The organism is Bordetella sp. 02P26C-1, from assembly GCF_009763255.1.
Taxonomy (GTDB): domain Bacteria; phylum Pseudomonadota; class Gammaproteobacteria; order Burkholderiales; family Burkholderiaceae_B; genus Bordetella_A.
The window spans coordinates 12,109-24,598 of record NZ_WSJB01000006.1 but is presented as its reverse complement, the minus strand read 5'-3'; the positions used below and the strand labels follow the sequence as shown (position 1 = coordinate 24,598).

At 59.6% G+C, this 12,490-nt stretch carries 12 protein-coding genes; 9 read left to right on the top strand and 3 right to left on the bottom strand.

The window, feature by feature from the left end:
- The 5 genes from GOQ28_RS04545 (at nucleotide 1) to GOQ28_RS04525 (ending at nucleotide 6,573) form a co-directional block, all read left to right on the top strand.
- Nucleotides 1-1,131, top strand: coding sequence for a flagellar basal body P-ring protein FlgI (locus GOQ28_RS04545; RefSeq protein ID WP_160355612.1), 1,131 nt, complete (start codon nucleotides 1-3; stop codon nucleotides 1,129-1,131).
- A 15-nt stretch (nucleotides 1,132-1,146) separates the two neighbouring features.
- Nucleotides 1,147-2,157 carry a flagellar assembly peptidoglycan hydrolase FlgJ gene (flgJ, locus tag GOQ28_RS04540; protein WP_160355611.1) on the top strand — a complete coding sequence of 337 codons (1,011 nt, stop codon included), beginning with the start codon at nucleotides 1,147-1,149 and terminating at the stop codon, nucleotides 2,155-2,157.
- Between the two features lie 109 nt (nucleotides 2,158-2,266).
- Nucleotides 2,267-3,913, top strand: coding sequence for a flagellar hook-associated protein FlgK (gene flgK, locus GOQ28_RS04535; protein ID WP_160355610.1), 1,647 nt, complete (start codon nucleotides 2,267-2,269; stop codon nucleotides 3,911-3,913).
- 39 nt (nucleotides 3,914-3,952) lie between these two features.
- Nucleotides 3,953-5,191, top strand: coding sequence for a flagellar hook-associated protein FlgL (flgL, locus tag GOQ28_RS04530; RefSeq protein WP_160355609.1), 1,239 nt, complete (start codon nucleotides 3,953-3,955; stop codon nucleotides 5,189-5,191).
- A gap of 8 nt (nucleotides 5,192-5,199) precedes the next feature.
- Nucleotides 5,200-6,573 (top strand): methyl-accepting chemotaxis protein, encoded by a 1,374-nt coding sequence (locus tag GOQ28_RS04525; protein WP_160355608.1) that lies wholly within the window; start codon nucleotides 5,200-5,202, stop codon nucleotides 6,571-6,573.
- Between the two features lie 95 nt (nucleotides 6,574-6,668).
- On the opposite strand, the gene GOQ28_RS04520 is transcribed toward GOQ28_RS04525, so the two are convergent.
- The gene (locus tag GOQ28_RS04520) at nucleotides 6,669-7,640 is read right to left on the bottom strand and encodes a hypothetical protein (RefSeq protein ID WP_160355607.1); all 972 of its coding nucleotides are present in this window, start codon (nucleotides 7,638-7,640) and stop codon (nucleotides 6,669-6,671) included.
- 469 nt (nucleotides 7,641-8,109) lie between these two features.
- Here GOQ28_RS04520 and GOQ28_RS04515 point away from each other — a divergent pair, with 469 nt between their 5' ends.
- Entirely contained in the window at nucleotides 8,110-9,099 is a 990-nt protein-coding gene (locus GOQ28_RS04515) for a Bug family tripartite tricarboxylate transporter substrate binding protein (RefSeq protein ID WP_160355606.1), read from the top strand.
- A gap of 71 nt (nucleotides 9,100-9,170) precedes the next feature.
- A complete protein-coding gene (locus GOQ28_RS04510; RefSeq protein WP_160355605.1) occupies nucleotides 9,171-9,641 on the top strand; it encodes a nuclear transport factor 2 family protein in 471 nt (156 codons plus the stop codon).
- A gap of 31 nt (nucleotides 9,642-9,672) precedes the next feature.
- Here GOQ28_RS04510 and GOQ28_RS04505 read toward each other — a convergent pair whose 3' ends face one another.
- Nucleotides 9,673-10,638: a GlxA family transcriptional regulator gene (locus GOQ28_RS04505; RefSeq protein ID WP_160355604.1), complete on the bottom strand. Its 966-nt coding sequence runs from the start codon at nucleotides 10,636-10,638 to the stop codon at nucleotides 9,673-9,675.
- Between the two features lie 129 nt (nucleotides 10,639-10,767).
- Here GOQ28_RS04505 and GOQ28_RS04500 point away from each other — a divergent pair, with 129 nt between their 5' ends.
- Together GOQ28_RS04500 and GOQ28_RS04495 are read left to right on the top strand one after the other, a co-directional pair.
- Nucleotides 10,768-11,130, top strand: a complete 363-nt coding sequence (locus tag GOQ28_RS04500) for a DUF1428 domain-containing protein (protein WP_160348445.1) — start codon at nucleotides 10,768-10,770, stop codon at nucleotides 11,128-11,130.
- 20 nt (nucleotides 11,131-11,150) lie between these two features.
- Complete coding sequence (locus tag GOQ28_RS04495) at nucleotides 11,151-11,636, top strand: VOC family protein (protein WP_160355603.1); 486 nt, start codon at nucleotides 11,151-11,153, stop codon at nucleotides 11,634-11,636.
- A 62-nt stretch (nucleotides 11,637-11,698) separates the two neighbouring features.
- Here the strand turns inward: GOQ28_RS04495 and fliR are convergent, their stop codons facing one another.
- On the bottom strand, nucleotides 11,699-12,484 hold the full coding sequence (fliR, locus tag GOQ28_RS04490) for a flagellar biosynthetic protein FliR (protein WP_160355602.1): 786 nt from the start codon (nucleotides 12,482-12,484) through the stop codon (nucleotides 11,699-11,701).
- Nucleotides 12,485-12,490 lie beyond the last annotated feature (6 nt).

Here is a 12,490-nt window from a genome sequence, read left to right as displayed (position 1 = left end):
ATGATTGCATCGCAACCGAATCGAGTCATGCGGATCGCTGTCGCCTTGATCGCGGGGCTCGCGTTATTGGGCGCGCCCTCCGCCTATGCCGAACGGCTAAAGGACCTGGCCAGCATCCAGGGCGTGCGCGACAATCCGTTGGTCGGCTATGGCCTGGTGGTTGGCCTGGATGGCAGTGGCGATCAGGTGCGCCAGACGCCGTTTACCCAGCAGAGTCTGACCAATATGCTTTCGCAGCTGGGCGTGACGCTGCCACAGGGCACCAATATGCAGCTCAAGAACGTGGCTGCCGTGATGGTGACCGCCCAATTGCCGGCCTTCGCACAGCCCGGTCAAAATATCGACGTGGTGGTGTCCTCCATGGGCAACGCCAAGAGCCTGCGCGGCGGCACGCTGCTGATGACGCCTTTAAAGGGGGCCGACAATCAGGTGTATGCGCTCGCGCAAGGCAACATTCTGGTGGGTGGCGCCGGCGCGCAAGCCGGTGGCTCCAGCGTGCAGGTCAACCAGCTAAATGGGGGGATCATCTCCAATGGCGCGGTGGTCGAACGCACCGTTCCCACTCAGGTCAACCGGGACGGCATCATCCGCCTGGAGCTGAACGATACCGACTTCGGCACGCTGGAGAACGCCGTTCATGCCATCAATGTCGCGATGGGACCCAATACCGCCATGGCGGCCAATGGTCGCGTGATCGAGGTGCGGGCGCCGCGCGACGCGCAAAACCAAGGGGCATTCCTGGCCCGCTTGCAGAACATCGATGTCAAACGCGCGGCAGCACGCGCCAAGGTCATTATCAATGCGCGCACGGGTTCGGTGGTGATGAATCAGACCGTCACGCTGGATCAGGCGGCGGTCGCCTACGGCAGCCTGTCCGTGGTCATCGATCAGAGCGTGGCCGTATCTCAACCCGACACGCCCTTTGGCGGCGGCCAGACGGTGGTGGCGCCCACCACGCGTATCGGCATGGAATCGCAACCCGGCAAGCTCAAGGAAGTCAAAACCAGTGTCAAACTCACCGATGTGATCAAGGCGCTCAATTCGCTGGGGGCTTCTCCGCAGGAATTGCTCTCGATCCTGCAGTCGCTAAAGAGCGCCGGATCGCTGCGCGCTGATCTCGAAATTATCTAAGCGAGTTTTCGTCGTATGTCTTTCACGCCTTACACGCCACGCCCTGGCACTGCGGGCAGGGGCGCGTCCTTTGTCTTTGACACGAGCACGTTGGATAAGATCAAGAAAGGTCTGTCCGACGATCCCTCCGCCAACAGCAAAGAGAGCGAGCTGGCGGTCGCTCGGCAGTTCGAGGCGCTATTCATCCAACAGCTGCTAAAGCAAGCTAGGCAAAGTAGCCTAGATAGCGGCCTGTGGAATAGCGATCAGACCAAGATGATCCAGAGCATGGGCGACGAGCAAATGGCCCTGGAACTGGCGTCGGGCCAAGGCATGGGGTTATCCGCCGCGCTCGTCGAGCTGATGAACGTCAACAAGCCGCAGGCGTCAGGCGAATCCAAGCCCGTTGACCCCGTCGTAGGCAAATCGACTCGGTTGCCGCAGCATCGATCCAGTATGCCGCTGGATGGCCCCAATGTGGCGGGCTCGATTTCGGAGTTGCTCGATCTATTGGAAAACGGCGTACAAAAAACGGTCAGCACGGCCAAGCGCATCGTCTCTCGGATCGAACCGGTACAAGACGCGGCGGACAAGGTCTCGGCCTTTGTACGCAGAATGGGCGACGCCGCGGCCGCAGTGGCACAGAAAAGTGGTATTCACACCGAGTTGATTCTCAGTCAGGCGGCGCTGGAATCCGGCTGGGGCCAACGCGAGATACGCAGCGAAAACGGCCAACCTAGCCATAACCTCTTTGGCATCAAGGCCACCGGCAATTGGAATGGCAAGGTCGTGCATGTCACGACCACCGAGTTTGTCGATGGCGTACCGCGCAAAGTCGTGCAGCCTTTCCGGGCCTATGACTCGTATGAAGAGTCCTTGCACGACTACGCACGGCTGCTCACCGAAAACCCGCGCTACGAAGCCGTAAAACAAGCACCGAATGCGCAGCGTGCGGCCATCGAGGTGCAGAAAGCCGGTTACGCCACAGACCCCCAATATGCTGAAAAGCTCATCGGAATCATGGCGTATTTCAAGCCGACACAATAAACGCATGCGGTCTGGCTAAAGTTTTCCGGATCGGTGCCGATAAAGAGTAGTAGGTGTGTCGGCCGTCTCCTCAGCGGCTGGCATGCCCCCCAGACGTATAGAGAAAACCATGAACCTGTCCCAACTTGGCTTGTCCACCATGAACGCCGCGCGTGCTCGCCTGATCACGGCCGGGCATAACATCAACAACGCCAATACGCCGGGATATAGCCGCCAGTCGGTCATTGTCTCGACGGCGGGCGCGACGGCAACGGGCGGTGGCTTTCTCGGACGCGGCGTGCAGATCGATACGGTACGTCGGTCGTATGACACATTTTTGAGCAACCAGTTTGTCAGCGCGCAGAGCAAGGGCGCAATGCTGGCGGCTTATGGCAATCAAGTCGGTCAGATCAACAATCTGATCGCGGACAACACGGTTGGCATCTCGCCCGCCATGCAGAAGTTTTTCGACGGGATTCAGGCCGTGGCGAGCACGCCCGCCGATCCGGCGGCACGCCAAGAGTTATTGGGCCGCACGCAGAGCATGGTGGGTCAGTTCAATGAGATGAACACCTTTCTGAATAATCAGCGCAACGATGTGAATGGCCAGGTCCAGACCGTCGTGACGCAGATTAATTCGCATCTGCATCGCGTGGCCGAGCTGAACAAGCAGATCGAGATCGCGAAAGGTTCAACTGGCCAGGTGCCGAACGATTTGCTCGATCAGCGCGATCAAGAGGTCGCCGACCTGAATCTGTTGGCCAGGGTCAATGTGCTCGAGCACAACGGTCAATACACCCTGACCATCGGCAACGGCCAGCTGGTGGTGTCCGGTGCCGATGCCTATGGCTTGACCGCGAAGCCGTCGGACGCAGACCCGCGCAACATGTCGGTCTACGTCAGCGTGCCAGCAGGCAACGGCGAGGCGCTGATCGAGTTGGACGCAGGCTTGATCCAGGGCGGCTCGCTGGCGGGACTGCTGACCTATCGCGACGAGAATCTCGATGCTGTGCAACGCCAGCTGGGGCAGCTGGCAACGGGCCTTGCGCTTGCCATGAATGCCCAGCAGATTCAGGGTCTGGATTTAACGGGTAAGCCTGGGACGCCGATGTTTCTGTTCGGCCAGCCCGATCAGGTTGCCAATGCGCAAAACCGCGGTACTGGCCAACTGACCGCCTCCATTAATCCGGATGGCGCTGGCGATTTACGCGCTTCGGACTACGACATTAAATTCGATGGCGCCAATTTCCGCGTGACGCGTCAACCCGACGATGTGCAGGTACTTTTCGGCGCGTCGCTCGATAACGCGCAGATCGATGGCATGACGGTTTCAGTCGGTGGTGCCCCCTTGGCGGGCGACAGCTGGAAGCTTATGCCCACGCGTGACGCCGGGGGCAAGCTTCAAGTGGCCCTCGCCACTCCCGACCAGTTCGCGGCCGCCTCGCTCGAAGGCGGCTCGGCCAACGGCGACAACATGCTCGTTTTGGCAGCGTTACAGACCGCCAAAATCCTGGGCGGGGGCACGATGAACTTCAACGAGTCGTACTCGCAGATCGTCAACAAGGTCGCCGTTCATACGCAACAGAATAGCGCCGAAGCCAAGGCTCAGGCCGCCTTGATCGAGCAGTCTTACTCGGCGCAGCAAGCCGTGTCGGGCGTCAATCTCGATGAGGAATACGTGAACCTCGACCGGTTTCAAGAACAATATGTGGCCGCTTCCAAGCTGATCGAAATCAGCGCTTCGCTGTTTGACACGTTGATCGGCATCCGCGCTTAACGCGCTCCGGCCAAATCGATACAAGAGTAGGCATTCACCATGCGTATCAGCACCAATCAGTTTTATCAGTCCGGGATCAACGCCATTGGCAAACAGCAGACGCAGCTGTTGCAAGTCTATCAGCAAATCAGCTCCGGACGCCGCATGGTCACGCCGGCCGATGACCCGCTGGCAGCGGCACAGGCGATCAATGTTTCGCAATCCAAGTCGCTGAACGAGCGTCTGGCCGATAACCGCGTGGTGGCCAGCCAAAACCTGGCGCTGGAAGAAAACACCTTGAATGCCGTCACGGACCTGATGGTGGAAATCAAGACTCGGCTGACCGAGGCCGGTAACGGCACGATGTCCGACGCTGACCGCGAGACGCTCGCGTCCGTCTTCAGCAACCTCAAAGAGAATATGTTGGCATTGGCCAATGCCACCGATGGCAACGGGCAGTACCTGTTTTCGGGCTATCAAGGCACCCGCGTGCCTTTTAATGCCAGCAGCAGTGGCCAAGTGCAATGGCAAGGCGATCAGGGCAAACGTCTGGTTCAGATCGATCAGACCCGGCAGGTCAGTACGGCCGACGATGGCAAAACCCTCTTCATGACGGCTTCACCCGGCGATCGTACCTATATCACCTCGGCTGCCAGTGCGAATCGTGGGACCGCGCATATTGCCGACGCAGTAATCACCGATCCCAACGGGGCGAACGTGGGCATGGACTTTGTGATCGAGTTCGCCGGCGAACCCGCACAGCATACGATCACCGTATTCAATAAGGCGGGCGAGCTCGTCGATGGCCCCTTCGGGCCCACGGCGTACGACGCGGGTGCCACGCGACTCACCCTGCCGGGTGGCATGGAGGTGCAGTTGGCGGGTGATCCGGCCGATGGCGATCGCTTCGAGGTCCGGTCCGTTCAGGGCGAGGACGTAAACATCTTCGATACGCTGGACAAACTCGCCGCCGCGCTGGCCACGCCGACATCGGGAGATCCGGTGGCGGCAGCCAACCTGCGCAACGTCATGTCCGAGTCGTCAGCGCGCATCAACGCGAACTACAACGCCGTACTCACCGTCCGCTCGTCCCTGGGCGCCCGATTGAGCGAGATCGAGATGCTCGATGCCAGCGGCGAGCAACGCGGGCTGGGCTATGCCAGCGAGCTGTCACGCCTGCAGGATCTGGATCTGTACACCTCGACGATGAATCTGGAAATGCGTCGCTCCGGCCTGGAGGCCGCGTCGCTCGCATTCAAGAAGATTCAATCCCTCAGCATGTTCCTCATTAATCGCTAGTGGTTCCTATGTCAGTGCGTAAAAGTATTGCGGTCGTGGTGGCGGCCTTTCTTGCCAGTGGTTTCGTGCTGTTAGTGGCGTTCGCCGGTTTACTCGGGCAGGAAGGCGCAACGGTCGCCGACGCGGGAACAGCTGCTGCGGCTAACGACGCGCAGGCGCGCGCGGCATGGTATGTCGGCCTTTCCATTGCGTTCATCGTGCTGGCCTCGGCCGGCCTGGCCTGTTATCTCAGGCAGGCCTTTCTTGTTCCATTAAAGCGGCTGCATGCCGCGTTGCTCGAACCGCTGCAGGCAACCAGCAAGCATGGCGGACAAGAGCCCACGGCAAACTGGGTTAGCTTGCAGGAAAGCGTGAACGAACTGGCCCAAGCGCACACCCGTGCGCTCGAGCAATGGCGAGCCGCCTTGGGCGAGATTGCCACGCAGTCGGACAACATCGTTCAGCACACCATCGATCTGGGATCGCGTGCGCAAGATCAAGCCTCTGCTTTGCAACAGACCGCCGCCAGCATGCAGGAGCTATCCAGCACGGTGACGCAGACCGCCGACAACGCCCGCGAGGCCGATGTCCTGGCGCGTAGCGCGTCGGAAGTCGCGCAAAAGGGCGGCGAAGTCATGAAAGAGGTCGTTCAGACTATGGATGGCATCAGCACCCATTCGCGCAAGGTCTCGGAAATCGTGTCCGTCATCGATCGCATCGCGTTCCAGACCAACATCCTGGCCTTGAATGCCGCGGTAGAGGCAGCGCGTGCCGGCGAGCAGGGCAAGGGATTCTCGGTGGTCGCATCCGAAGTCAGAAACTTGGCCTCGCGCAGCGCGCAAGCCGCCAAGGAAGTCAAGACGCTGATCGATCAGGCCACTAACGAAGTGGAAAACGGCCATGCGCTTGTCGAACATGCAGGTCGAACCATGAGCGATATCGTGGATTCGATTGGCAAGGTCACCACCATCATGGGCGAGATCGCCTCGGCTTCGAACGAGCAAGCCAGCGGCATCGATCAAATCAATCAGGCTGTGTCGCAGATGGACGACGTGATGCAGCGCAACGCGGGTCTGGTGCAGCAGGCGGGCAACCAGGCGATCTTGTTGAAGGATAAAGCGTTGGGTTTGATCGGCGGCGGCAAAGGGGCGATGGCGTCCTCGCAAGCGACGTCGCGTTCCGAGAAAGACGAATCCGTGGCCAAGCCGAAAACCAAGGCCTCCAAGCGCAGCCCTCGTGAGGCGGCAGCATCTTCGGCGGCCCCCCGGAAAGAACAACGCACGCCAACCGCTACGGCAGCTACCAGCGCGCCCGATACATCAGCCACGGCACCGTCCAACGCAAAAATCATGAGCCCGGTGACTGGCAATCATGCGGCGATGGATGAGTGGGAGTCGTTTTGATCGGATAGAGGCGCACGATTCGTCGTCGATCGCCCGGGCAGCTCGTCAAAAGGGTAGTCGCGTTCAATCCCATCGGTCCAGACGATATTCCGTCGTCATTCCGTCCATAACGTCCGGATCTCCTCAAGTCGTGCGTAACGGCGTTTCAAAGATCGGGCGATGCCAAGCTTCTCCACCAGTTTTTCGGCCTGCGCGATATTTCCTTCTGTTGGCGCGCATTGTGGGCGTTGGTAGCGCAGCGGATGCATTCTTTGGGCGAAGCGCGAAGCCACCGCGTCCAAGGGTATGCCATGGGCGATGTCTTGGAGCAGTGTGCCGAGCATCGTGTTTCGCACGTGGCAAAAGCAGGCCGGTGCACTGGCCACCGCGCGCCACAATAAGTTGTCGCGGACTTTGCCGCGTTCGCCCCGTAGCGCGACGTGCAGATCGGCGAACCACTGCGCCATTTCCAGGATTCGCTGCGCCCGGTAGAGCGAATCCGTCTTTAACAGCGCCACGGCTTGTGTGGCGGCAGCCGAATCAAACATGCGCAGGGCATCGGCCAGGACGCGAAAGTCACGGCGCGCCGTCGCCATTCGTTGATTAGCGGTTTGTACGGTCGATTTGTGAATCAGCGCGTCCGGCCCGTTCAACGCGAAATGCTGCCAACCGCCGGCCAAGGGTACGCCCCACGATGTGTCGGTGTAGGAGAAGGGTCCGCGCACACCTGCCTCTTGAATAAGGCTTAACACCTGCTGCACCGACTCGCGATATTGGGCTGGCGCATCCGCGACGTTCCAGAGCGCTGAGCGGGTTTTACCCTGTTTGTCGATGGTGACAAGGCCGCCGTAGCGCTCGAAAAATCGCCGGCATAGGCTGCAGTCGTGATAGCGGCGATCCTCCGGTGGAAATCCCATGAGAAACGCGTCGTAAAGCCCTTCCGTATCAGCTTGGAAAAGGCCATTGTCGCCCACGCAAGTAAGCAGCCGAGCCTGCATCCTGGCGATATAGGCTTCGAATTCGTGGTCGTGCTCATTTACTGCGCTTCGGCTTGTGCCGGTGTGAAGCGTGCGCTGCTTATCGGGCATAGATGGCGTGGCGACGGGATGGTTGTTCGAACGTGTTGGTATGAAGTGAGTGCCCCGAAAAACCCATAGGTTCCCTGAACCCCTGTCTCCTTGCCACGCGAACCCGCAGGCGGGCTAGCACGCCTGAGATACCTGGACGTGCTGCGGGTTGACGCACATCTGTCCACCCCTCGCACGGGCGTAAAAAATCTCACTTCGACGAAAAGTCAATGAGGGCAAATGCCCCGCGCCCGCTCTCGCCAATTTATTGACAAAACGTATGCGTTTGAAGCTAAATATCGTCTAACGGAAGTTCATTATCGCTAGTCGATAGACTATAGCGATTTTTTTCTCAGCAGCTTTCAGGTCTGACGGCGTGGGATGTTTATGAATCGCCGCAGTGCAGATCACCGCAATAACGCAGTCCAAAGTTTCTCTGACGTAGTGGCCGTTATAGGTCGACGGGCCACGCCTTTAAGGAAAGTGGAGTATGAAAAAGTCGTTATTCATCCTTGGGATGTTGTGCGCAGCAGTCACCACCATCGGACTTCCCGCGAAGGCCGCGCAACCGGAACCGAAGTTTCCCGAAAAACCCGTCAAGCTCATCGTGCCCTTCGTCCCAGGCGGCTTTACAGATTCCATGGCGCGTCTGACCGCAGAGCAAATGAGCAGTGTGTTGGGGCAATCGGTCATCGTCGAGAACAAGCCCGGCGCGAACGGCATCATTGCCGCCGAATATGTCTCCCGAGCACCCGCTGACGGCTATACGCTGATGGTGGCTTCCGCCGAAACCCTGGCGATCAACCCGAACGTCTATAAAGATCTGCGCTACAAGGCCGACAAGGACTTTGCTCCGGTCGGCTCGATCGTGTCGGTCCCGCTCTTCGTCACCGTCAATAGCGAAACTGGCGCCCCTTCGCTCACGGAGTTCGTTGCCCGCGCGAAAAAGAATCCCAAGCAATTGTCCTATGCTTCGTGGGGTACAGGGAGTACTGGTCACTTCGCCGTCGAGTTATTCAATTCGAAAGCCGGCACGGAAATGACTCACATCCCTTACAAAGGGACGGGCCCCGGGCTGGTGGACGTGATGGGCGGCCGCGTCGATATGATCCTGACCACCTTGATGACCAGCGAGCAGTTCGCGCGCGATGGCAAGGTGCGGCTATTGGCGACCACGTCGCCGCAACGCTCGCCCAAGATGCCCGAGGTTCCCACCGCCTCGGAACTGGGTATTGAGAATTATGACGTCGCGCTTTGGTATGGCATCGTCGCGCCCGCGGGCACGCCCGAGCCGGTCATTGCACGCTTGAACGCCGCCCTTCGCGAAGGGACCGCGAACCCGAAGTTCAAAGCCAGCATGGATGCCTCCGATGCCGTGATCCTGGTACGTAGCCCCGCCGAGTTCGGTAGTTTCCTGGACGCTGAACGCCAGAAGTGGGGAACGGTCGCCAAAAGCTCCAACATCGTGCTGCAACAATAAATCAGCCGTCGTGAGCACGCCGAGCCGGTACATCGGCGTGTCGCCGGAAGTTCAAACAGTAGAGGTGTTTTGTGGAACGTAGTAATCAGCTCAGCAACGAGATCGTCGAAAAATATATCGTCCAAGAACGGCTTGTCGACTACTGGTGGTTGATCGACCAGACTGATGCCATGCAAGCGGCCGACTTCTATACCGAAGACTGTGTGTATCAAATGCTGAGTCATCGTTGGGAAGGCCATGAGCCGATCCTGGACTATTACAAATTCCGTAATGCCAGGGGCGCACGCCTGATCCGCCACCTGATGAGCAATGTGCGGGTGACGTTGCACGGCCCGGATGTGGCAACGGTGAAAGCGGCCTTGAGTGTTTACGCCGCCGATGGCGTGCCGGTGTTGCCAGCCGCCGCGCCCATCATGGTGGCGGATGAAGAGTGCGAATTCGTCAAATGCCAGGACGGCGTGTGGCGCATGCGCAAACACGTCATCACTGCGATGTTCAAGGGTGGCAGCAACGAACAATTGTTGGAGCCGCCCACCAAATAGCGGCCATGCTATAGCCGTGCATCGCCGGTGCTTATAAAAGATATCGTTCGCGATAAGCCACCGGCGACATGCCGCAGTATTTGACAAATATCTCGCGAAACGCCTTGCTGTCGTTATACCCGACCTCGTACATCACTTCGGCCACGGTTTTACGCGAATTTTCCAGATGCTTTTTTGCGGCCTCGATGCGGGTGCGCTGGAGATACTCCACGATGCTGGTGCCCGTGGCCTGACGAAAGCGTCGCTCCAGGGTACGACGGCCCATGGCGTGGCGTCTCGCCAATGCGTCGACAGTCAGCTTCTCGACATAACGCGATTCGATATGCTGTTGGACCGCCAGTACGGCCTCATCGTGATGGGCTTTGTGCCCCATGAAAACGGCAAACGGCAACTGGGTATGGCGGCTCCAATCCAGCTGGAAGAACTTCGCACACCAGATCGCGGTGTCGCGGTCCGAATATTTTTCGATCAGATGTAGAACCAAGTGCGCGGCGGAAAATGCCCCGCCGCTGGTGTACAGGCCGCGTTCCTCCTTGACGATGCGGTCACATATCCACTGCACCTTGGGAAACCACTGGGCATAGGCCGCCTGCGCCGCCCAGTGCACCACCGCCTGACGGCCATCCAGCAGGCCCGCGGCGGCGGGCAAGGCAGCGCCCAGGCACAGGCACGCTAATTCGCCGCCGTTTTTGTAGTGCCGCGCCAGCCACGCGATCATGGCTGCCTCTTGGGCGATCGCTTCCGGCCCGGGCGCGAGCAGTGGCGGAACGATACAAATATCCACCGGACCGGCATCCTCCAGCACGGCGTCGACCTGGATCTGTATACGCCCCTGGTCCAGCCGGACTTCGCGCGTAGACGCTAACAGTCGCACCGCGAACCGCGGATCGAGGCCCTGTGCTTGCCGAAACTGATTAGCGACCATAAAGCCCTGGCGCGCGTTCTCCAGCGCCGCGATGTTGGCCGCGCCAGGCAGTAGAAAGGCGACGTTTTTCATACACGCAGCATACTGCGGGCGACTGTCGCGATCCACCTGCAAAAATGTCGCAAATCCCCGTCGTCGGGGGGCGCGATTCCCACTACATTGGGTCCTTCGGCCTAGCGGTCACCTATCTGGGAAAGTGCCATGACTGAACAGTACGTAGACGGCTTCCTGCTTGCCATACCCTCAGCTAAATTGGATGCTTACCGGGCTATGGCCAGCCGCGCGGGGGATATCTGGAAGGAGTACGGCGCGCTGGATTATCGAGAGTGCGTGGCCGACGATTTGAACGCAGACCCGCAATTCGCTTCGTTTACTCAGGCGGCTAGGGCGGGGGAGAACGACGTCGTGATATTCGCCTGGATTGTGTATCCCTCAAAAGCTGAACGCGATCGCATCAATGCCGCCGTAATGGCCGACCCGCGTCTCAACCCGGAAGAGTGCAAGGATGTAGTGGATATGGCGCGCATGGCCTGGGGCGGATTTCGTACGCTCGTCCAGGCGTAAGTGCCCCTGCGGAGCTTGATATGACCAGCGTAAAACCCATACCCGAAGGAATGCATAGTCTGACGCCTCACCTGGTTTGCGAGGGTGCCGCCGAGGCGATCGCGTTTTATGTCCGTGCTTTTGATGCGGTGGAATTAGCGCGGCTGAAAGCCCCCGACGGCCGCATTGCGCATGCGTGCCTGCGCATCGGCGATTCCGCGCTGATGCTGGCCGACGCATTTCCCGAGTGTGGCGGCCTCGGCCCGGGCGCGTTAAAAGGATCGCCCGTGCTTTTGCACCTCTATGTCGAGGATGTCGATGCGGTGATGGCGCAAGCACAGGCCGCCGGAGCGACCATCACCATGCCGCCTGCCGATATGTTCTGGGGAGATCGTTACGGACAGCTGACGGATCCGTTGGGGCACAAGTGGTCAGTGGCCACCCATCGACAAGAGCTGACCCAGGCCCAGATCGAGGAGAACATGAAGGCTGCATTCGCGCAGTCGTCGTCTTTTGACGGTCCATAACGCATCTTACGCCGGGACCACTGAGCGGTCTCGGGCTATGTTGCGCGCGCCAATGGTCAATTTCAGCGTCCAAAGCCCCGGGCGACCTCGCTCATCGCGGTATAGCCATCGAGGAACAGGCGGTCCAGGAAATCATTGATCTGCGGCAGGAATACCGTCAGCAACAGCAGGCTGACCGTGAGCGTAATGGGAAAACCGACAGCGAACACGGATAGCTGCTGCGCGGTGCGGTTCAGTATCCCCATGGCCAGATTGATCGCCAACAGGGCGATCACCATGGGCAATGCCAACGCCACGCTCATCGTGAACAACGTCACGCTGAACTCCACCACCACACCGATGCCGTTTAAATCGAGGCGCGGCCCGGCGATTGGCAGCATCTCGAACGTGCGGCCCAGCCCAGAGAGCATGACCAGATGCCCGTTGACGGCGATGAACACCAGTATCGCCAACGCGTTGAGCAGGCGCGCCATCACGCTGGTATTGCCGCCGCTGGCCGGGTCGAAGAACGAGGCGAACGATAAGCCCATCTGCAGCCCGATCAGCTCGCCGGCCATGATGACCGCGCCGAAGACAAAGCGCAGCACGAGGCCCAGTGCCATGCCGATCAGAATCTGCTCCACCATCACGCCGATGGCGGCGAGAGAGCCCAGGGGAATAACAGGAATGTCGCCTGTCAGAGGGGCCAGGGCGAAACTGAGAATCGCGGCCAAGGCCACCTTGACATAGACGGGCACCGCCGAATCACCGACGACAGGTGCCGTTCCCACAAAGGCCGCGATCCGAAAAAACGGCCAGATAAATGCACCGATCCAGCCGTAGAGTTGATCCAGGTTGAATTCGATCATGGCCTG

Excerpts from the sequence above, each read along its gene's own strand:
- GOQ28_RS04515 (WP_160355606.1), top strand. The coding sequence starts at position 8,110 with ATGAAAAAGTCGTTATTCATCCTTGGGATGTTGTGCGCAGCAGTCACC.
- flgL (WP_160355609.1), top strand. The coding sequence starts at position 3,953 with ATGCGTATCAGCACCAATCAGTTTTATCAGTCCGGGATCAACGCCATT.
- GOQ28_RS04525 (WP_160355608.1), top strand. The coding sequence starts at position 5,200 with ATGTCAGTGCGTAAAAGTATTGCGGTCGTGGTGGCGGCCTTTCTTGCC.
- GOQ28_RS04520 (WP_160355607.1), bottom strand. The coding sequence starts at position 7,640 with ATGCCCGATAAGCAGCGCACGCTTCACACCGGCACAAGCCGAAGCGCA.
- GOQ28_RS04505 (WP_160355604.1), bottom strand. The coding sequence starts at position 10,638 with ATGAAAAACGTCGCCTTTCTACTGCCTGGCGCGGCCAACATCGCGGCG.
- GOQ28_RS04500 (WP_160348445.1), top strand. The coding sequence starts at position 10,768 with ATGACTGAACAGTACGTAGACGGCTTCCTGCTTGCCATACCCTCAGCT.
- GOQ28_RS04545 (WP_160355612.1), top strand. The coding sequence starts at position 1 with ATGATTGCATCGCAACCGAATCGAGTCATGCGGATCGCTGTCGCCTTG.
- GOQ28_RS04495 (WP_160355603.1), top strand. The coding sequence starts at position 11,151 with ATGACCAGCGTAAAACCCATACCCGAAGGAATGCATAGTCTGACGCCT.
- flgK (WP_160355610.1), top strand. The coding sequence starts at position 2,267 with ATGAACCTGTCCCAACTTGGCTTGTCCACCATGAACGCCGCGCGTGCT.
- flgJ (WP_160355611.1), top strand. The coding sequence starts at position 1,147 with ATGTCTTTCACGCCTTACACGCCACGCCCTGGCACTGCGGGCAGGGGC.
- fliR (WP_160355602.1), bottom strand. The coding sequence starts at position 12,484 with ATGATCGAATTCAACCTGGATCAACTCTACGGCTGGATCGGTGCATTT.